Raw genomic sequence first — 19,352 nt, forward strand, 5'->3', positions numbered from 1 at the left:
ATGACCACCCACAGCTACAGCCCCGCCTTCTCGCGCAACGACCAGAGCCCCATCGCCAAATGGTTCTGGACGGTCGACCGGGGCCTGCTGGCCGCGGCCCTGACCCTGATCGCCCTGGGCGTGGCCCTCAGCTTCGCCTCCAGTCCGGCGGCCATCCTCGCCGATGAGTCGATCTCGGACCCTTTCCACTATTCGTGGCGGATGCTGGTCTGGGCCTCGGGCGGGACGGGGGCCATGCTGGTCGCCTCCCTGCTGTCGCCGCGCGGCGTGCGCCGGATCGCCCTGCTGGCCTTGCTAGGCGCCATCGTGGTCATGGCCGCCCTGCCTTTCATCGGCAATGAGGTGAAGGGCGCGGCGCGTTGGGTGAATCTCGGCCCGTTCAGCCTGCAGCCATCGGAATTCGCCAAGCCCGGTCTGATCGTCTTCGCCGCCTGGATGTTCTCGGAGGCGCAGAAGGGGCAGGGCGTGCCCGGCGTCTCGATCGCATTCGGGACCTGGGCCCTGACCGTCGGCCTGCTGCTGATCCAGCCGGATATCGGCCAGACCCTTCTGATCACCACCACCTTCATGGCCGTCTTCTTCATGGCCGGGGTGCCGCTGAAATGGGTCGCGGCGCTGGCGGCGGCGGGGGCGGGCGGGGTGGTCGGCCTGTATTTCGCCTTCGGCCACATGCGCGACCGCCTGAGCCGGTTCTTCTCGCCCGAGACCGCCGACACCCACCAGATCGACCGCGCTTCCGAGGCCATCCGCGCCGGCGGCCTCGTTGGACGCGGGGTCGGCGAAGGAGTGATGAAACGCCACGTCCCCGACCTGCATACCGACTTCATCTATTCGGTCGGAGCCGAGGAGTTCGGCCTGGTTCTGTCGCTGCTGATGATCGGCCTCTACGCCTTCATCGTCGTGCGCGGGATGCGGCGGGCGATGAAGCTGACCGATCCGTTCGAACAGACGGCTGCGGCCGGGTTGTTCATGCTGATCGGGCTGCAGGCCTGCATCAACATCGCCGTGAACCTGAACCTGATCCCGACCAAGGGGATGACCCTGCCCTTCATCAGCTACGGCGGCTCGTCGATGCTGGCCATGGGGCTGACCATGGGGCTGGCCCTGGCCTTGACCCGCCGCCGCCCCGGCGCCTACGAGCCGGGGGCCAGCCTGCCGGATCGCGGGCGGATATTGCCGTAACTACAACCGCTTTCGTCATCCTCCGGCGAGCGCAGCGAGACCAGGGGACCCAGCGGCGCGCGTGAGCGCGAAGCTGTCGCGGATCCTGCCTTCAAACATCGTGTGTGAAAAGGTCGCCTTCGGCGCCGCTGGGTCCCCCCGGTCTGCGCGGCTGCGCCGCTTGCCGGAGGATGACGAAAGTATGGGAGTGGCGAGCGCGCGCGGCATCGGGCAAACACACCATATGAAATCCAGGGTCTGCGTCGTCGCCGCCGGGGGAACGGGTGGGCATATGTTCCCGGCCGAGGCGCTGGCGCGGGAGCTGGCGGGGCGCGGCTGGCGCATCGTGCTGGCCACCGACCATCGCGGCGAGAGCTATGCCCAGGCCTTTCCCGCTGAGGAACGGATCGCGCTGGACGCCGCCACCGGGCGCGGGCCTGTCGGGATGGCGAAGGCGGGCGTGGCCATCACGCGCGGCCTGATCAAGGCGCGCAAGGCGCTCAAGCGGCTGGATGCAGCGGTGGTCGTCGGGTTCGGCGGCTACCCGTCGGCCCCGGCTCTGCTGGCGGCTCTGAGTCAGGGCCGGCCGACGTTGTTGCATGAGCAGAATTCGGTGCTCGGCCGCACCAACCGCTGGCTCAGCCCCTGGGTCGGCGCGGTCGCCGCCTCCTTCCCGAACCTGCGTCTGGTCCCCCAAGGTGTCGAGGCGCGGGTGAGCCTGATCGGCAATCCGGTCCGGCCCGACATCCGCGCCCTGTTCGACCGGCCGTACGCCGCACCCACCGCGCGCGGGCCGATCAACGTGCTGGTCACCGGCGGCAGCCAGGGGGCGCGCATCCTGTCCGAGGCCGTGCCGCAAGCCTTCGCCGCCCTGCCGGAATCCCTGCGCAAACGGCTCCGCGTGCAGCAGCAGTCTCGCGCGGAAATGCTGGAGGCCGCGCGCGCGATCTATGCGGCGGCGGGGGTCGAGGCCGAGGTCGCACCGTTCTTCGGCGACATGGCCCGGCGACTGGCGACCACCCATCTGGTCATCGGCCGCGCCGGGGCCTCCACCTGTTCGGAACTGGCCGTGGCGGCCCTGCCGTCGCTGCTGATCCCGCTGAAGATCGCCATGGACGACCACCAGCGTTTCAACGCCGCCAGCCTGGCCGAGGCGGGCGGGGCCGAGGTTGTGCTGGAGGACGAGGCGACGGTGGAGCGGCTTGCGGCGGCTCTGCTGTCGCTGTTGAGCGATCCCGCGCGCCTGTCGGTCATGAGCGCGGGGGCGAGGTCGGCGGCCCTTCCGGACGCCACCACGGAACTGGCGGACATGGTCGAGGCGGTGGCCTGAAGCTCAGCCCTCGGCGGCCAGGTTGAACCGGTGCGGCGGCTGGGCGGCCTCGACCGACAACAGCGAAAGAAGGGTCAGGATCATGCCCCCATCGTAACCGTCCATTGACCGCGACGCGACTAGACTGCCGCCATGACGCGCTTCATGACCCTCGATTTCGCCGACGGAGACCGGCCCCGGATGCTGGCCCGCGTGCTGGACATGGCGCGCGGGGCCTATGGCTATGTCGTGACGCCCAATGTCGACCATGTGGTCAAGCTGATGGACGGCCGGGTCGGGCGCGAGGTCTATGCCGAGGCTGATCTGAAGGTCTGCGACAGCCGCATTCTCAGCAATCTGGCGCGACTGCGCGGGCTCGCCCTGCCGGTCTATCCGGGTTCGGACATGACGGCCGACCTGCTGGCCAGTCCGGCCGCGGAAGGCCTGACCATCGCCGTGTTCGGTCCCGACCGCGCCGCCTTCAACGCCCTGGCCGCACGCTATCCGCGCCAGACCCTGAAATTCCTCGAGGCGCCCATGCTGGTTCCCGGCACGCTCGGCTGGAGGGCGGCCGTCGGTCACGCCGCCGGGGCCGAGTGGGACGTGCTGCTGGCCTGTGTCTCGTTCCCGAAACAGGAGCTGTTCGCCCACGCCCTGCGCGCGGCGGGCCGCAAGACCGGCGTGGCCCTGTGCGTCGGCGCCTCGGTCGATTTCCTGACCGGCCGCCAGAAACGCGCACCGCGCATCTTCCAGCAGCTGTCGCTGGAATGGCTGCACCGTCTGCTGAGCCAGCCCCGCCGAATGTTCCGCCGTTACGTCATCGAGGGTCCGGCGATCTTCGGGTGGTTCGTACGGTGCGAGGTGCTGAAGGCCCGCTAGGCCGCCACGATCTCTTCCGCCTGGGTCAGGTCGACGCTGACCAGCTGGGACACCCCCCGCTCCGGCATGGTCACGCCATACAGCCGGTCCATCCGGCTCATGGTCACCGGGTTGTGGGTGATGACGATGAAGCGGGTGTCGGTGCGTTTGCGCATCTCGTCGAGCATGCGGCAGAAACGGTCGACGTTGGCGTCGTCCAGCGGGGCATCGACCTCGTCCAGCACGCAGACCGGGGCCGGATTGGCCAGGAAGACGGCGAAGATCAGGGCCGCGGCCGTCAGGGCCTGTTCGCCGCCCGACATCAGGCTCATCACCGCCAGCCGTTTGCCGGGGGGGCAGGCGTAGATTTCGAGACCGGCCTCGAGCGGATCGTCGCTCTCGACCAGTTTCAGCTCGGCCTGGCCGCCGCCAAACAGGGCCTCGAACAGGCTTTTGAAATTGTCGTTGATAATGTCGAAGGCCGCGACCAGCCGTTCGCGACCCTCGGCGTTGAGCTCGTCGATGCCGTCGCGCAGCCTGGCGATGGCGGACGTGAGATCCGCGCGCTCGACCTTCATGGTGTTGAGCCGGTCGCCGTATTCGGTCGCCTCGTCCTCGGCCCGCAGATTGACGGCGCCCAGGGCCTCGCGCTCGCGCTCCAGACCGTACAGCAGGCTCTCGGCCCCGGCCGCGTCGGGGGGACGGGCGATGGCGTCGTCGGTCAGCTTCTGGCCCAGCTCCTCGGGCGACATCTGGGCGGTTTCGCGCAGGTTGGCCTCGGTCTCGGCCAGACGTTCGGCCGCGCCCTCGGCCCGCGCGGCCAGTCCGGCCCGCGCCTCTCGCGCCTGGGAGGCCGTCGCCTCGGCCGCCCGCGCGGCGTGATCGGCCTCGGTCGCCTCGCCCTCGGCCACGGCCAGGGCGTCGCCGGCCGCCTTGCGCCGGGTCTCGGCGGCGGTCAGGGCGTCCAGCAGGGATGAACGCTGCTTCGCCAGCTGTTCCGGCGCCGCCGAGGCCGCCGTCAGCCGTGTCGCCGTCTTCTCCGCATCATTTTCCAGCGCCGCGATCCGCACCGTGGCGTCCTTCGCCCGCGCGGCCCATCCGTCGCGTTCGCGGGTCAGGGCTTCCAGCCGCGCCTGACGACCCGCGACCTCGCGCGCCTCGGCGTCGCGCTCGACCCGCGCCGTCGCCGCCGCGCCGCGCGCCACATCCGCCGCCGTTCGCGCCGCCGCCAGTTCGGCGCGCAGGCCGTCCAACGTCTCCGAGGGGGCGTCGGTCCCCTGTGCTTCAGCGAGAGCGGCCTGCGCCGCCTCGACCTCGGTGGCCAGCCGGGTCAGGGTTTCGTCCAGCGCCTGCGCCCGCGCCTCCTTGCGCGCCTGCTCGCGGGCGAGCGTCTCGACCCGGTCGCGCGCCGTCGTCACGGCCTTGTCGAGCGGGAACGGGGCCGCACGGGCGGTCTTCACCGCTTGCTCGGCGGCGCGGAAGGCCTCGGTCGCGGTTTGCTGCGCGGCCTGCGCCGTCTCCAGCGCCGGCTTGCCCGCGTCGATCTCGCCCTCCAGTTCGGACAGGCGGGTGCGTTGGGCCAGTCGCACGGCCGCGGGGCGCGGGGCTTCGGCGCGCTGGACGAAGCCGTCCCAGCGCCACAGGTCACCGGCGACGGTGACCAGGCGCGCGCCGATGGGCAGGGATTTGGCCAGCCGCTCGATCTCGCTGGCCGGGGCCACGCCACACAAGGCCAGACGGGCCTTCAACTGGTCGGGGGCCGAGACATGGTTCGCCAGCGGCTCGACGCCGGTCGGCCAGACAGGGGCGGGGACGTGGGCCCCGGCCCAGTAGGCCGCCGCTCGCGCGTCCAGCGCTGCGTCCAGATCGTCGCCAAGGGCCGCGGCCAGCGCCGCCTCATAGCCCTTGCCGGCTTCGACGCTGTCCAGCGCCGGGGCGTGTTCGCGCTTGCCGTGGACCAGCAGCTGGGCGAGGCCGCGCGCCTCGGTTTGCAACCGGCCCAGACGATCCTCGGCCGCCCGCGCCGCCGTGCGCGCCTCGGCCTCGGTGCGAGCGCGGTCCCCGCGTTCGGCCTCGACCGCCTCGACCGCCGCGCGCGCCGCCGCGAGTTCGGCCTGGGCCGTTTCCAGCGCCCTCTTCGCCGCCTCGATCTCGGGGGTCTCGAGCGGCCCCAGGGCAGCGCGCTCGGCCTCAGCCGAGGCCAGCTGCGCTTCCGCCCGGGCCACGCGGGCCTCGGCGTCGCGCTTGCGGGCGCTTTCGGCGTTGACCCGCGCCTCGACCGAGGCCGCCGCCCCGGCCACCCGCTCGACCTCGGCGTCGGCGGCCTTGCGGGCGTCCTCGGCGGCGGCGAGGGCCGCTTCCAGTTCCGGGCCACGCGTGGGCGCGCCGGCGATCTCGGCGGTCAGGGTCTCCAACGCCGCGCCCAGCCGGGTCAGTTCGTCGCCCGCGTCCCCGGCCATGGCCGTCTCGCGCTCCATATCGGCGGCGATGCGGGCGGCTTCGGCGGTCAGGCGGTCGACCTCGGCCCGGGCGGCCTGTTCGGCCATGTCGAGCCGATCCCGTTCCAGCGAGGCGCGGTGCAGCAGGGCCCCTGCCACGGCGTCCTCCTCGCGCGCGGGCTTGAGCGCCTCCTGCGCCGAGAGCGCCGCTGTCTGGGCGCGGCTGGAGGCGGTGGTCGCCTCGGCCACCGCGCGGTCGGCATCGGCCAGCTCCGCCGCCGCCGCCTCGGCCGCCAGGCGCGCATCGTTCCAGCGCACGAACAGCAGGGCCGCCTGCAAGGCCCGGATCTCGGCGGAGATCTTCTTGTACCGCTCCGCCTGCCGCGCCTCGCGCTTCAGCCGCGACAGGGCCGTCTCCAGTTCGCGGCCGATGTCATCCAGCCGTTCGAGGTTGGTCTCGGCCGCCTTCAGGCGCAGTTCGGCCTCGTGCCGCCGCGTGTGCAGGCCGGCCACCCCGCCCGCCTCTTCGAGGATGCGGCGGCGGTTCTGCGGCTTGGCGGCGATCAGTTCGCTGATCTGCCCTTGCCGCACCAGCGCCGGGGAGTTGGCTCCGGTCGAGGCGTCGGCGAACAGCAGCTGCACGTCGCGGGCCCGCACCTCCTTGCCGTTGATGCGATAGGTCGAGCCCTGGCCGCGGTCGATGCGGCGCGACACTTCCAGCATCGGGCTGTCGGTGAAGGGCTGCGGAGCCTTGCGCTGGGCGTTGTCGATGGTCAGCTGGACTTCGGCGTGGTTGCGCGGCGGGCGGTCGGCGGCGCCGGCGAAGATGACGTCGTCCATGCCCTGGCCGCGCATGGCCTTGGCCGAATTGGCCCCCATGACCCAGCGCAGGCCTTCCAGTACATTGGACTTGCCGCAGCCGTTGGGACCGACGACGCCGGTCAGGCCCGGCTCGATATGCACCTCGGCGGGGTCGACGAAGGACTTGAAACCCACGAGCCGGAGGCGCTGGAACTGCATCGGCTCCTACGCAGTCACTGACCTGCGGCGGCCGCCCGGATTGCGACCTCCAGCCCACCCAGCGAGCGGTCCGTCACCCGGCGTCCGTTGACGAAGAAGGCCGGGGTGGTGTTGGCGCCGGCTGCTTGCGCGCTGTCGACGTCGCGGTTGATGGCGGCAAGGGTCGTGGGCGTCGCGGCGCAGGCCTCCAGCTGGGCCTGGGTCCGGCCGCTCACGGCGATGGCGGGGGCGTACCAGTCCTCGCGCGTTCCGCCCTGGAAGACCGCGTCCTGCCCGAGCATCAGGGCCGTGGCGACATCGAAGAACCGCTCGGGCGCCGCGCAACGGGCCAGGGCCGCGCCGGGCAGGGACACGTCCTCGGGCATGGTCGGCAGGTTGCGGAACACCAGCCGGACCTGACCGGTGTCGATTAACCGCGTCTTGAACGTCGGATAGACGAACCGATGCCAGTCGGCGCAGTGGTTGCAGGCGAAAGACGCGTATTCGATCACCGTCACCGGGGCGTCGGCACGGCCGATGCTGCGGTCCGCCGCCGTCGCCGGAGCGACCGCCTGGCGTGCGAAGGCCGAATCGGCGCCCGACGCGGAAGCCGCGATAGCGGGCGCGAGCAACGCCAGCGCCAGGATCAGCAGAGATCGCCGCCGGGTGGTCACTGCTGCACTCAGCCCTTGGCCAGTTCGGCTTCGATCGCCCGCGACAGGTCGGCCATGGTCGTGCCGCTCTGGGAGCCCGGGGAGATGACCTTGACGCCGTTGACCAGGAAGGTCGGGGTGCCGTCGACGTCGGCGGCCTGGGAGGCGCGGGCGCGGGCTTCGGCGGCGTTGATGTTGTCCGGATCCTTGATGCAGGCCTCGATCTGCTGGTTGCTCAGCCCGGCGCCGTTGCCGATGCGGAACAGGGTGTCGCGCGGATTGACGCCCGCCTGCCACTCGTCCTGGCTGGCCATGATGTTGTGGACAACGTCGAAATATTTGTCGTCGCCGGCGCAGCGGGCGATCATGAAGCCGGCCACGGCGACATTGACCGGGCCGGTCGGCAGTTCGCGGAAGACGTAGCGGACCTTATTGGTGTCGACATAGGCAGCCTTGAACGCGGCCCAGTTCTCGGTCTGCCAGGCGGCGCAGACGTGGCAGGTGACCGAGGCGTACTCGATGACCGTGACCTTGGCGCCCTCGGGAGCCCCCATGGCCATGTCGCCATCGACCGCAGCAGTGCCCCCGCCCCCGCAACCGGCCAGCGTGGCCATGGCGGCCAGGGCCGCTGCGGTCATCGCCGCGCGGCGGCTCATGGCGGCGTATTTGGTCTGGGCGCTCATGGCGTCGTCCTCAACTGGGGGCGGGATTTTGGAGAACATCGCGCGATTCCCCGCGAATACGCGCGCCTCAGCACTTTCGAGAACAGAAACGGCGAAGTTTTGTCAACGGCCCGAACGGTCGCGGCCTTTTTCCGGATCGCCCAGAACGGCCCGTCCCAGCCGTTCCAACGGCCCTTTCAGAGCCTCGGGCGCCGCGTCGATTGCGGCCTTCAGTTCGGCTTCTTCATGGGCGGCAAGAGGCTGTGCGGCGGGACGGCGCTTCGGCGCGGCGGCGATGTCGGAGGGCGGCTTGACCGGTCCCTGGGCGATCCTCAGCCGATCGACGCTGCCGGCGCCAAGGAACAGATTGACCCGCGCCAGTATGTCCTCGGACTGGTGCTGCACCAGCAGGGCGGCCGGTCCGGCCACGCGCAACTCCAGCGTCCCGCCGGCGCCGCCCCGGCCCTTGGTCAGTTTCTGCGGCCGCGTTACGCGCGCCAGCCGGTCGCCGACGATCTCTCGCCAGCGCGGCTCCAACGCGGTCGCCCCGCGTCCGAACTTGCCGTCCAGCTCCTTGATCAGCCCCTGCAACGCCCGACCGGCCCTGGGTGTCGGCCGTGGCGCGGGACGCGTGCGTCGGCGCGACAGGATTTCGCGGGCCTCGGCGTCTGTGGGCAGCGTGCGGCGCATTTCCGGTCTATAGCGCGGACGATGCGCCCCGTCTCTGCTCTCCGCGCCGCCCTGCTGGACTGGTACGACACCCATGGCCGCAGCCTGGCCTGGCGCGCGCCTCCGGGTTCGCCGCCCTCCGACCCCTACCGGGTCTGGCTGTCCGAGGTGATGCTGCAGCAGACCACCACGCCGCACGCGACGCCTTATTTTCTTGCCTTCACCGCCCGCTGGCCGACGGTGAATGATCTGGCCTCGGCGGAAGACAGCGATGTCATGGCCGCCTGGGCGGGGCTGGGCTACTACGCGCGCGCCCGCAACCTGCTGGCCTGCGCCAGGGCGGTGGCCAACGATCACGATGGGGTCTTCCCGGACACGGAGGCCGGCCTGCTGGCCCTGCCCGGCGTGGGCGCCTATACGGCCGCCGCCGTGGCCGCCATCGCCTTCGGCCGTCCGGCCAATGTGGTCGACGGCAATGTCGAACGGGTTATGGCGCGCCTGTTCGGGGTCGAGACGCCCCTGCCCGCCGCCAAACCGGAGCTCAAACGGCTGGCCGCCACGCTTGTCGCTGACGACCGCCCCGGAGACTGGCCACAGGCCCTGATGGACCTCGGGGCCACGGTCTGCCGGCCGGGCAGGCCGTTGTGCGAGGCCTGTCCGTTGACCCCGTGGTGCGCTGGCTATGCGACAGGCCATCCCGAGCGTTGGCCGCTGAAGACGAAGAAGGCCGATCGGCCACATCGCATCGGCGTCGCCTGGGTGCTGCGGGATGAGCGGGGGCGGGTGGCGCTGGTGCTTCGCCCTGACAAGGGGCTGCTGGGCGGGATGACGGGTCTGCCGACCTCGGAATGGAGCGTGTCACAGGTTGACGCTGCTCCGCCCACGGTCGCCGACTGGCGCGAGGCGGGGGCGATCGAGCACGTCTTCACCCATTTCTCGCTGACGCTGACCGTGCGGGTCGCCGCGGGCCGGGGAGACTTCCTCTGGACCGATCCGGATGAGGCGCTGCGGTCCCTGCCCACGGTGTTTCGCAAGGCGCTGGAGCGGGGCCTGGCCTAGCGGACGGTCCGCACCGAGACTGGCCCTTCGCGGCGCTGGGGAATGACCACGGTGTGGGCGCCTATCTGCTGGAAGGCCAGGTCGACCATCCCGTCGCCGACCTGCAGGTTGGTGATGTTCAAGCGGTCAATACCTGCGGGCAGGGCCGGGTCGTCGATCTCCACTGTCCCGGCGATGGCGTCGATGCCGATCCCCAGCGCGGACTGCAGCATCAGAAACACCGATCCCGCCGCCCAGGCCTGGGGCAGGCAGGCGACCGGATAGGCGATGGGCGGCTCGCCGGGATTGCGCTCGAAGCCGCAGAACAGTTCGGGCAGGCGCAGGTGGAAATGCGCCGCCGCCGCATAGATCTCGCCCAGAAGCAGGGCGACCGCCTGCCGCTCTCCGTAGCGCGCCATGCCGGCCGCCGCCATGGCGGTGTCATGCGGCCAGACCGAGCCGTTGTGATAGCTCATCGGATTGAACCGGGCCTGACCTGTCGCCAGCGTCCGCACGCCCCAGCCCGAGCGGAACTCGGCCCCCAGCAAACGCTTCGTCACCCGCTTCGCCCGCTCCACCGATGGCAGGCCGGTGAACAGCAGGTGGCCGGCGTTGGAGCCGATCGACCGGCATTGCTCGCCGTCTCCGTCCAGGGCGATGGCGTAGAAGCCCTCGTCCTCCATCCAGAAGCGGTCCTCAACCAAGGCGCGGACCCGTTCAGCCTGCCCCGCCCATTCCGCTTGCCGAGGGTCGCCCAGCGTCGCCGCCAGATCGGCCATCGCCCGCCAGGCGGCATAGGCGTAGCCCTGCACCTCAAGAAGGGCGACCGGTCCCTTGGGGAAGCGGCCGTCCGTGTTGAAGATCGAATCCTCGGAATCCTTCCAGCCCTGGTTGGACAGCCCGGTCTCAGCCCCGCGCTGATAGCCGATAAGGCCGTCGCCCTTGATGTCGCCATGGTCCGTCATCCAGCCGACGGCGGCGATCAGATTTGGCCACAGCGCCCGGATGGTGGCGAAATCGCCGGTTCGGCGGGCGTAGGCCCCGGCCAGCGCCACGAACAGACAGGTGGTGTCGACCCCGCCGTAGTAGAGGCCGAACGGCACCTCCCCGAGGGCGCTCATCTCTCCGCCGCGGGTTTCGTGCATGATCTTGCCGGGGGCCGAGTCCTGGAAGGCCGAGAATTCCGTCGCCTGACGCATGGCGAGATAGGTCAGCACCCCCTTGGCCAGCGACGGGTCCAGCCACAGCATCTGCCAGGCTGTGATGATCCCGTCGCGCCCGAACGGCGTCGAGAACCACGGCACGCCTGCATACGGATAGGGGCCGGTGGGCAGGTCGGTGGTCAGCAGGGCGACGTCGGCCCGGCTCTGATCCAGCCAGTCGTTGAAGCGCGGACTGCGGGGCCCCCTGAGGGAGGCTCCGCGCCGCCGCCGGGTGCGCATGGCCATCCGCGCCTGCACTGCGTTCAGCCGGTAGCGCGCCTCGTCAGGCTGGTCGCAGCGATCGGGCCCGCACTCCATATAGAGGTCGCATCGCTTGCCCTTGGGCAGGCTGAACATGAATTCCGCGCGCGATCCGCTGAGCCGCGCGGGCGGCTCGGAGAAGGCCAGGCAGCTCGTCCGCCGAACCCCGTCCAGCCCGACATACGCGAACGTCACGCGTCTGCCGTCATGAACAGGGGCTTCCGTGGTTCCCCGCTTCTCGCGCAAGGTCCCGCGCACCTGGAAGATGTCGGCGAAGTCGGCGGCGAAATCGATCGCCACCGGCAGCAGCACATCCTGAATGCCGTGGTTGGCCATCCGCACCCGCTCGAATATCCGACGGTCCCAGACGAAGCGCCGCCGCTCGATGTGCAGCACCCCGGCCGGCGCCGATCGCCCGCCCATCGGGGGCAGGGGCCGGTTGGTCGAATGGCAGGTGAAATAGACGTTGTCCTGGCTGACCCCCGAACTCAGCCGCGACGGTCGCGCCTGTCCGACGGTCAGGACCAGTCGCGAGAGGATGCGGGTGTCGTTTACGAACAGGCCGTCCGCCCCACCTTTCAGGTCGCCCCAGCCGTCCGCCACCAGGAAGGTATCGCCGTCCTTGAGCGCCATCAGCTGCTCGAGGCCGTCGGCGTCGCCGCTTCCCGTGGCGGGGGTCTGAACCGTATAGGCGTCGTCCATGAAGGCTCCGGGCGCGCGCCTGACGACGTCAGACCGGCGTGCAAATGCGAACGCTTGGGCGCCGTCTTCCGTTCACCGGCCGCCGGTCAGAGATTGGCGGCGGCGAAGCTCTTGCCCTCGAACGGCCGGAGCGGCGTCACGACATCGGTAACCGGATCCTCTGCGAACGGCCGCTTCGCCAGCAGGTCGCTGTAAACGTCCAGATAGCGCCGCGCCATGGCTGTGGCCGAAAACCGCAGGTCGAACCGGGCGCGGATCGCCTGTCGATCCAGCAGGTGAGCCCGGCCCGCTGCAGCCACGGCCTGTTCCAGCGTGTCGACCAGGAAGCCGGTTTCTCCGTCCTCGATGACCTCCGGCGTCGAGCCGCAGCGGAAGGCCACCACGGGCGTGCCGCAGGCCATGGCCTCGACCATCACCAGGCCGAACGGCTCGGGCCAGTCGATGGGGAACAGCAGGGCTTCGGCCCCGCCGAGGAAGGCGGACTTCTGGTGGTCGCTGATCTCGCCGACGAATTCGACCAGCGGATTGCCATCCACCATCGGCTTTATGATGGTCTCCCAATAGACCTTGTCAGCCGCATCGACCTTCGCCGCGATCTTCAGCGGCTTGTTCAGCCTGGTGGCGATCTCGATGGCGCGGTCGGGGCGCTTCTCGGGCGAGATGCGGCCGAGGAAGGCGAGGTAGCCCTCCGGTTTGGGGGAGAACCGGTACAGCTCGCCCGGCATGCCGTGGTGCACCGTGGCCTTCCAGTTGGCCCGGGGCAGGGGCCGGCGCTGGTCGTCCGAGATCGAGACGAGGCCGAACCCGGGCCAGCGTTCATAGACACCCGGCAGGTCTTTCAGATCGAGCCGGCCGTGCAGTGTGGTGATGGTCTTGTCGGCGCACCGGGCGAAGAAGGGGAAATGCACCATGTCGGTGTGGAAATGGATCACGTCGAAATCGTCGGCGCGCTTCAGCACTTCGGACAGCATGGTCATGTGGGCGGCGAGATCGGACTTCAGCGGGGCCGGGTCCAGCCGGATGGCCTGATCACGAACCGGCACGAGGCGCGCGCGGGTTTCGGCGTCGGCGCTGGCGAACAGGGTGACGTCGTGGCCCAGATCGACGAGGGCGTCGGTCAAATGGGCGACAACCCGCTCGGTGCCGCCATACAACTTTGGCGGCACCGCCTCGTACAGCGGCGTGACTTGCGCGATCTTCATGGCCGTGGCTCCCGACGGCCCGGGGAGGAGCCGTCAGAGCGTCAAACCATCCCGGGTGTGCGAGGTTCCCCGAACCGGGGTTTTTCCTGTGGAAACTGCAGGGGTTAAGTCTGTCTCAGCGTCGGCTTCCGGTCACTGCATTCCCGCGCGAACCTCGGCCCGCAGGGCATCAATGGACCTCAGACCCTGATCCGTCTTGAAGCGCCAGTAGGTCCAGCCGTTGCAGGCCGGGGCGTTCTCGAACAGGGCCCCCATCTTGTGGATCGATCCGCTGAGTTCGCCCGCGACCAGCGACCCGTCCGCCCGTACCCGCGCCTCGCGGTCGCCCTTGGGGCAGTACAGCTTGTCGCCCGGCGAGAGCAGCCCGGCCTCGACGAGGGCTCCGAACGGCACCTTCACCTCGGCCTTGCGCGAGCCCATGACCACCAGGTCCTCGGGTGCGGCGGGGATGACCGCCTTGATCCGCTTCTCGGCCACCTTCGCATAGGTCTCGTCGCGCTCGATGCCGACATAGTGACGGCCAAGCCGCTTGGCCGCCGCCCCGGTGGTGCCGGTGCCGAAGAAGGGGTCCAGCACCACGTCGCCGGACCGTGTCGCGGCCATCAGCACCCGGTGCAGCAGGCCCTCGGGCTTCTGGGTCGGATGGGCCTTCTTGCCCTCGGCGTCCTTGATCCGCTCCTCGCCCGTGCACAGGGCCAGGGTCCAGTCGGACCGCATCTGAACATCCTCATTGAAGGCCTTCAGCGCGTCGTAGTTGAAGGTGTAGCGCTTCTGGTCCCGGCTCCGCGCCGCCCAGATCAGGGTCTCATGGGCATTGGTGAAGCGCGTGCCCTTGAAGTTCGGCATCGGGTTGGACTTGCGCCAGATGATGTCGTTCAGCACCCAGAAGCCCAGGTCCTGGATCGCGGCGCCGAGGCGGAAGACATTGTGATAGCTGCCGATCACCCAGATCGAGCCCTCGGGCTTCAGGATGCGGCGGCATTCTGTCATCCACTCGCGGGTAAAGGCGTCATAGGCGGCGAAGCTGTCGAACTTGTCCCAGTCGTCATCGACGGCGTCGACCTTCGAATTGTCCGGCCGCAGCAGGTCGCCGCCCAGCTGCAGATTATAGGGCGGGTCGGCGAAGACCATGTCGACGCAGGCGTCCGGCAGGGACCGCAACACCTCGATGCAGTCGCCACGATGGATGACGTCGGTCTTGAATTCGGACATGGAACGCGGCCCCGCACAGCTTGAAGACCGAGTGGTGAATCATCGCGGTTAAGGGCGGGTTAGCTCCGGTGTTTTCGCGGAACGAACCGAGGTCGGCTGGTGTTGGTCAGGCTTCGTCCCCCGGAAGTACCCCGATGATCCTGCTCGCCATTGTCTTGCGCCTGTTCGCCCTGGGGTCGCTGGCCATCTTCGCCGGAGCCGCCTGGCTGCTGTGGCGCTGGTACGACGCCTGGCACGTCGCGGAAACGCTTGGGCTCGCCGAGCCGTCCAGGGCCCCCCTCTGGTGGGGCGCTGGCCTGATGGCCTTCAGCCTGTTGGGCCGCGTCCCGATGCTGATGTTGCTCGGCCGGAGCGGCAAGACCGCCCCCGCGGTGCGTGGCGACAGTGTCACGATCCCGGGCGCAGACGGGGCGAACCTTCACGTCGAGATGGAGGGCGCGACCACCGGGCCGATTCTGGTTTTCACCCATGGATGGGCGCTCTCGGCGAGGATCTGGGCTGAGGCGCGGGCCGATCTGGGCGCTCGTTTCGGACTGGTTTTCTGGGATCTGCCCGGCCTCGGCCGTTCGGGTCGACCGCCCGCGGGCTATTCGATCGAAGGTTTCGCCGAGGATCTCCACGCGGTGATCGACAGCCTGCCAAACGATCGACCCGTGATCCTCGTCGGCCACAGCATCGGTGGCATGACAGTGCAGACGTTCTGCGCTCGCCACCCGGAACAGCTGAATGATCGGGTCGTCGCCATTGTGCTGGAGAACACCACCCACACCAATCCGCTGGAGACGATGATCTTCTCGCGGGTGCTGAAGCCGCTGCAGCCCGTGATCGAACTTGTTCTGAAGCTCGACACGGTCCTGTCGCCCGCGCTGTGGGTGATGAATTGGCAGGCGTGGCTCAGCGGTTCGACCCACCTCGCCGCCCGTCTCGTCGGGTTCGGAACCCGTCCGACCCGCGAGCAACTGGACCGGACGAGCCTGCTGATCACCCGCGGTTCACCGGCGGTCCAGGCCCGCGGCAACCTGGCCATGCTGCACTGGTCCGTGACCGACCGGTTGGCACGCATCGACCTGCCCGCCATGGTTTTCGCCGGAGGTCGCGATCTGGTCACAAAGGACCATGCCGGGGTCACCATCTCCGCCGCCCTGCCGCAGGGGCGACTGATCCGTGTCGAGGACGCCGGCCACATGGGGCCGGTCGAGAAGGCCGCCTTCTACAACGAACAGATCGGCGACTTCGCCGAGTTCTTCCGCCTTCTGCACAGTCGGACTCCGGTGTCATCGCGGCGCTCATTCCTGTCGCCCGACGCCGACCTCGCTCCACCGGCGCCGCACGGGGGCGAGCGAGATCACGGGGACCCGTCCATGGTTGTCCATGTGCGGCCGGCGGTTCGCCCGCTCTGACGCGTCATCGCAGGAACGGTCAGGCGGACTCACGTTTTGTTACATGCTCAGCCTCGCCTTGCCGCGCCTCGCGCGGTAAGCGGGGCCAGGCGCCGCGAGGGATGCGAGTCCCCGCGACGGACAACGGCTCAGGGGCTGGTAAATGACTCAGTGGGTGTACGGCTTCGGCGGCGGGTCCGCCGACGGCGACGCGTCGATGAAGAACCTCCTCGGCGGCAAGGGGGCGAACCTGGCCGAGATGTCCTCCCTCGGCCTGCCGGTCCCTCCGGGCTTCACCATCACCACCGAGGCCTGCGTCCACTACTTCTCCAATGGCCAGAGCTACCCCGACGCCCTGGCCGACCAGGTCGCCGCCGGGCTGAAGACGGTCGAACAGGTTGTCGGCAAGACCTTCGGCGACGCGTCCAACCCCCTGCTGGTCTCGGTCCGTTCGGGGGCCCGCGCCTCCATGCCGGGGATGATGGACACAGTCCTGAACCTCGGCCTCAATGACGATACGGTCGAGGGTCTGGCCGCCCTTTCCGGCGACCGCCGCTTCGCCTTCGACAGCTACCGCCGCTTCATCACCATGTATTCCAGCGTCGTCCTTGGCCTGTCGCACGACGACTTCGAGGAGGTGCTGGACGACCACAAGGATCGGCTGGACGTCACCATCGACACCGACCTGTCCGCCGGTGACTGGGAGAGGGTTGTCGCCGACTACAAGGCCGTGGTCGAGGACCGGCTGGGCCAGCCATTCCCTCAGGATCCCCATGACCAGCTGTGGGGCGCCGTCTCGGCAGTGTTCGACAGCTGGATGAACGACCGGGCCAAATTCTATCGCCGCATGCACGACATCCCCGAAAGCTGGGGCACGGCGGTCAATGTCCAGTCGATGGTGTTCGGCAATATGGGCGAGACCTCGGCCACCGGCGTCGCCTTCACCCGCAATCCGTCGACGGGCGAGGCCAAACTCTATGGCGAGTTCCTGATCAACGCCCAGGGCGAGGACGTCGTCGCCGGCATCCGCACGCCCCAGTCGCTGACCCGGGCCGGCCGCGAGGAGATGGGCGAGACCGCCCCCTCGATGGAAGAGGCCATGCCGGTCGTCTTCGCCGAATTCGTCGATGTCGTCGGCCGGCTGGAGAGTCACTACCGCGACATGCAGGATATCGAATTCACGGTCGAACAGGGTCGGCTGTGGATGCTGCAGACTCGCAACGGCAAGCGCACCGCCAAGTCGGCGCTGAAGATCGCCGTCGACCTCGCCGCCGAGGGCGTGATCTCTGAGGAGGAGGCCATCTCCCGCGTCGAGCCCTCGGCGCTGGACCAGCTGTTGCACCCCACCCTCGACCCGAACGCGTCGCGCACCGTGGTGGCCGCCGGCCTGCCCGCCAGCCCCGGCGCCGCCACCGGCAAGATCGTGTTTGACGCCGACGAGGCTGAGCGGCTGTCGCAGCTGGGCGACGCCGTCATCCTGGTGCGGGAGGAGACCTCGCCCGAGGACATCCACGGCATGCATGCGGCGCGGGGCATCGTCACGGCCCGGGGCGGCATGACCAGTCACGCCGCCGTCGTCGCCCGCGGCATGGGGCGTCCCTGCGTCTGCGGCATCAATGAACTGTCGATCGACGACAAGACGGGGACCTTCACCGCCCGCGGCCGCACCTTCCGGGCCGGCGAGATCATCACCATCGACGGCTCGAAGGGCGAGGTGCTGGACGGCGCCGTGGCCATGATCGAGCCGGAGCTGACCGGCGACTTCCAGACCCTGATGGCCTGGGCCGACAAGGTCCGCCGCCTGCGCGTCCGCGCCAACGCCGAGACGCCGCTGGATGCGAAGACCGCGCGCGGCTTCGGAGCCGAGGGCATCGGCCTGTGCCGCACCGAGCATATGTTCTTCGACGACGCCCGCATCGCCGCGGTGCGCGAGATGATCCTCGCCGATGACGAGGCCGGCCGCCGCGCCGCCCTTGCCAAGATCGCGCCGTTCCAGATGGCCGACTTCGTCGAGCTGTTCACCATCATGGCCGGCCTGCCGGTGACCGTGCGCCTGCTCGATCCGCCGCTGCATGAGTTCATCCCCCACACCGACGCCGAGATCGACGCCCTCGCCGTCACGCAAGGGTTGGACGCCGCCAAGCTGAAGCGGCGGGCGAAGGAGCTGCACGAGACCAATCCCATGCTCGGCCACCGTGGCTGCCGCCTCGGCGTCGCCTACCCCGAGATCTACGAGATGCAGGTCCGCGCCATCCTCGAGGCGGCGCTGGAGGTCAAGAAGACCGCCGCCGAGGCCCCCATTCCGGAGATCATGCACCCGCTGGTCGCCCTCGGGCTGGAGATGAAATACCTGCGCGAGCTGACCGACCGCACCGCCGAGGCCGTCTTCGCCGAGGCCGGCGACCGGGTCGACTATCTGGTCGGGACCATGATCGAACTGCCCCGCGCCGCCCTGCGCGCCGCCGACTTGGCCGAATACGCCGAGTTCTTCTCCTTCGGCACCAACGACCTGACCCAGACGACCTTCGGCATCAGCCGCGACGACTCCGGCCGCTTCCTGCAGGCCTATATCGACAAGGGCATCTTCGAGACCGACCCCTTCGTCCGGCTTGATCAGGACGGCGTCGGCGATCTGATCCGCATCGCCGCAGAGCGCGGCGGGGCAGCCCGGCCCGGCATCAAGATGGGCATCTGCGGCGAGCATGGCGGCGACCCGTCCTCCATCGCCTTCTGCGAGGACGTCGGCCTGGATTACGTGAGCTGCTCGCCCTACCGCGTGCCGATCGCCCGGCTGGCGGCGGCCCAGGCGGCCCTGCATGCGCGGGCCGGGACGGAGCGCGAGAAGGACCGCTGACAGACAGGCCATGAAACGGCCAAGGTTGGCAAAACGCTGTCTGTGGTTCGCGTCACACAGTCGTCGTTATGTAAACAACCGCCTCTGGAACGCCTTCATCCTCGACCCATTTGTGTCTCCGCTGGATGGGGCTGGTGACGAAAGTCACCGCATCTAGAGGATACAAGAAACAATGCGTAACATTCTTCTCGCGACCGCCGCCCTTACTCTGATCGCAGCGCCGGCCATGGCCCAGAGCATCTCTTCGCCGCAAGTGACGGGGTCGGTCGGCTACACCGTGCTGGACGGCGACGACGCCAGCCTCGGCGCCATCACTGGCCGCCTGAACGCCAGGGTGTCTCCGTATTTCGGCGTCGAGGGCGAAGCCTCGTTCGGCGTCAAGGACGACGAAGTCACCGTCGGCGCCGCCACCGGGGACCTGTCCCATGAATACGACGTCGCCGCCTATGGCGTCGCCACCCTGCCGATCAACGAGAATTTCGAACTGTTCGGCCGCCTCGGCTACGGCACGACCCAGATCAAGGCCGACGTCGCGGGCTTCAGCGCGACCGAGGACGGCGAAAGCGTCAACTACGGCGTCGGCGCCAACTACTTCTTCGATGGCCGGAACGGCGTCCGCGCCGACTGGACCCGCCGCGACTTCACTGACGACAACGGCGGTGAGCTGGACACCTACGGCCTGAGCTACGTCCGCCGCTTCTAGAGCGTGGCCCGTTTTGTTGGAATCGGGATTCCCAAATCGGTGGTGATCTG

The 19,352-nt window shown here is 69.4% G+C and carries 14 protein-coding genes; 7 read left to right on the plus strand and 7 right to left on the minus strand.

Annotated elements, in window-relative coordinates:
• From ACTIEW_RS14055 to ACTIEW_RS14065, 3 genes are all read left to right on the plus strand, one after another.
• The gene (locus tag ACTIEW_RS14055; protein WP_439478525.1) at positions 1-1,182 is read left to right on the plus strand and encodes an FtsW/RodA/SpoVE family cell cycle protein; all 1,182 of its coding nucleotides are present in this window, start codon (positions 1-3) and stop codon (positions 1,180-1,182) included.
• Between the two features lie 223 nt (positions 1,183-1,405).
• The gene (gene murG / locus ACTIEW_RS14060; RefSeq protein ID WP_439478526.1) at positions 1,406-2,491 is read left to right on the plus strand and encodes an undecaprenyldiphospho-muramoylpentapeptide beta-N-acetylglucosaminyltransferase; all 1,086 of its coding nucleotides are present in this window, start codon (positions 1,406-1,408) and stop codon (positions 2,489-2,491) included.
• Between the two features lie 132 nt (positions 2,492-2,623).
• Positions 2,624-3,349 carry a WecB/TagA/CpsF family glycosyltransferase gene (locus ACTIEW_RS14065; protein ID WP_439478527.1) on the plus strand — a complete coding sequence of 242 codons (726 nt, stop codon included), beginning with the start codon at positions 2,624-2,626 and terminating at the stop codon, positions 3,347-3,349.
• On the opposite strand, the gene smc is transcribed toward ACTIEW_RS14065, so the two are convergent.
• From smc to ACTIEW_RS14085, 4 genes are all read right to left on the minus strand, one after another.
• Positions 3,346-6,786 carry a chromosome segregation protein SMC gene (gene smc / locus ACTIEW_RS14070; protein ID WP_439478528.1) on the minus strand — a complete coding sequence of 1,147 codons (3,441 nt, stop codon included), beginning with the start codon at positions 6,784-6,786 and terminating at the stop codon, positions 3,346-3,348. The two genes, ACTIEW_RS14065 and smc, sit on opposite strands and share 4 nt — an antisense overlap.
• Positions 6,787-6,800: 14 nt before the next feature.
• A complete protein-coding gene (locus ACTIEW_RS14075; RefSeq protein ID WP_439478529.1) occupies positions 6,801-7,439 on the minus strand; it encodes a thioredoxin domain-containing protein in 639 nt (212 codons plus the stop codon).
• Positions 7,440-7,447: 8 nt separating this feature from the next.
• Positions 7,448-8,140: a thioredoxin domain-containing protein gene (locus tag ACTIEW_RS14080; RefSeq protein ID WP_439478530.1), complete on the minus strand. Its 693-nt coding sequence runs from the start codon at positions 8,138-8,140 to the stop codon at positions 7,448-7,450.
• A gap of 63 nt (positions 8,141-8,203) precedes the next feature.
• Positions 8,204-8,770: a DUF721 domain-containing protein gene (locus ACTIEW_RS14085; protein ID WP_439478531.1), complete on the minus strand. Its 567-nt coding sequence runs from the start codon at positions 8,768-8,770 to the stop codon at positions 8,204-8,206.
• 21 nt (positions 8,771-8,791) lie between these two features.
• Here ACTIEW_RS14085 and ACTIEW_RS14090 point away from each other — a divergent pair, with 21 nt between their 5' ends.
• Positions 8,792-9,808 carry an A/G-specific adenine glycosylase gene (locus ACTIEW_RS14090; protein WP_439478532.1) on the plus strand — a complete coding sequence of 339 codons (1,017 nt, stop codon included), beginning with the start codon at positions 8,792-8,794 and terminating at the stop codon, positions 9,806-9,808.
• On the opposite strand, the gene ACTIEW_RS14095 is transcribed toward ACTIEW_RS14090, so the two are convergent.
• The 3 genes from ACTIEW_RS14095 to ACTIEW_RS14105 all read right to left on the minus strand — a co-directional run bounded on the left by ACTIEW_RS14095 (position 9,805) and on the right by ACTIEW_RS14105 (position 14,366).
• Positions 9,805-11,952: an amylo-alpha-1,6-glucosidase gene (locus ACTIEW_RS14095; RefSeq protein WP_439478533.1), complete on the minus strand. Its 2,148-nt coding sequence runs from the start codon at positions 11,950-11,952 to the stop codon at positions 9,805-9,807. The two genes, ACTIEW_RS14090 and ACTIEW_RS14095, sit on opposite strands and share 4 nt — an antisense overlap.
• An 86-nt stretch (positions 11,953-12,038) precedes the next feature.
• Positions 12,039-13,154 (minus strand): glycosyltransferase family 4 protein, encoded by a 1,116-nt coding sequence (locus tag ACTIEW_RS14100; RefSeq protein WP_439478534.1) that lies wholly within the window; start codon positions 13,152-13,154, stop codon positions 12,039-12,041.
• A 132-nt stretch (positions 13,155-13,286) separates the two neighbouring features.
• A complete protein-coding gene (locus tag ACTIEW_RS14105) occupies positions 13,287-14,366 on the minus strand; it encodes a site-specific DNA-methyltransferase (RefSeq protein WP_439478535.1) in 1,080 nt (359 codons plus the stop codon).
• Positions 14,367-14,500: 134 nt separating this feature from the next.
• Here ACTIEW_RS14105 and ACTIEW_RS14110 point away from each other — a divergent pair, with 134 nt between their 5' ends.
• The 3 genes from ACTIEW_RS14110 to ACTIEW_RS14120 all read left to right on the plus strand — a co-directional run bounded on the left by ACTIEW_RS14110 (position 14,501) and on the right by ACTIEW_RS14120 (position 19,302).
• Positions 14,501-15,766, plus strand: coding sequence for an alpha/beta fold hydrolase (locus tag ACTIEW_RS14110; protein WP_439478536.1), 1,266 nt, complete (start codon positions 14,501-14,503; stop codon positions 15,764-15,766).
• 142 nt (positions 15,767-15,908) lie between these two features.
• Positions 15,909-18,599, plus strand: a complete 2,691-nt coding sequence (gene ppdK, locus ACTIEW_RS14115) for a pyruvate, phosphate dikinase (RefSeq protein WP_439478537.1) — start codon at positions 15,909-15,911, stop codon at positions 18,597-18,599.
• A 172-nt stretch (positions 18,600-18,771) separates the two neighbouring features.
• Positions 18,772-19,302, plus strand: coding sequence for a porin family protein (locus tag ACTIEW_RS14120; protein ID WP_439478538.1), 531 nt, complete (start codon positions 18,772-18,774; stop codon positions 19,300-19,302).
• Positions 19,303-19,352 lie beyond the last annotated feature (50 nt).

The sequence above is a fragment of the Brevundimonas sp. genome, from assembly GCF_051860745.1.
Lineage (GTDB): Bacteria > Pseudomonadota > Alphaproteobacteria > Caulobacterales > Caulobacteraceae > Brevundimonas.

What these genes read in the sequence shown, in the direction of transcription:
- ACTIEW_RS14080 (WP_439478530.1), bottom strand. Translation starts at nt 8,140, where the DNA reads ATGTTCTCCAAAATCCCGCCCCCAGTTGAGGACGACGCCATGAGCGCC.
- ACTIEW_RS14065 (WP_439478527.1), top strand. Translation starts at nt 2,624, where the DNA reads ATGACGCGCTTCATGACCCTCGATTTCGCCGACGGAGACCGGCCCCGG.
- ACTIEW_RS14055 (WP_439478525.1), top strand. Translation starts at nt 1, where the DNA reads ATGACCACCCACAGCTACAGCCCCGCCTTCTCGCGCAACGACCAGAGC.
- ACTIEW_RS14100 (WP_439478534.1), bottom strand. Translation starts at nt 13,154, where the DNA reads ATGAAGATCGCGCAAGTCACGCCGCTGTACGAGGCGGTGCCGCCAAAG.
- ACTIEW_RS14085 (WP_439478531.1), bottom strand. Translation starts at nt 8,770, where the DNA reads ATGCGCCGCACGCTGCCCACAGACGCCGAGGCCCGCGAAATCCTGTCG.
- ACTIEW_RS14120 (WP_439478538.1), top strand. Translation starts at nt 18,772, where the DNA reads ATGCGTAACATTCTTCTCGCGACCGCCGCCCTTACTCTGATCGCAGCG.
- smc (WP_439478528.1), bottom strand. Translation starts at nt 6,786, where the DNA reads ATGCAGTTCCAGCGCCTCCGGCTCGTGGGTTTCAAGTCCTTCGTCGAC.
- murG (WP_439478526.1), top strand. Translation starts at nt 1,406, where the DNA reads ATGAAATCCAGGGTCTGCGTCGTCGCCGCCGGGGGAACGGGTGGGCAT.
- ppdK (WP_439478537.1), top strand. Translation starts at nt 15,909, where the DNA reads ATGACTCAGTGGGTGTACGGCTTCGGCGGCGGGTCCGCCGACGGCGAC.
- ACTIEW_RS14090 (WP_439478532.1), top strand. Translation starts at nt 8,792, where the DNA reads ATGCGCCCCGTCTCTGCTCTCCGCGCCGCCCTGCTGGACTGGTACGAC.
- ACTIEW_RS14110 (WP_439478536.1), top strand. Translation starts at nt 14,501, where the DNA reads ATGATCCTGCTCGCCATTGTCTTGCGCCTGTTCGCCCTGGGGTCGCTG.
- ACTIEW_RS14095 (WP_439478533.1), bottom strand. Translation starts at nt 11,952, where the DNA reads ATGGACGACGCCTATACGGTTCAGACCCCCGCCACGGGAAGCGGCGAC.
- ACTIEW_RS14105 (WP_439478535.1), bottom strand. Translation starts at nt 14,366, where the DNA reads ATGTCCGAATTCAAGACCGACGTCATCCATCGTGGCGACTGCATCGAG.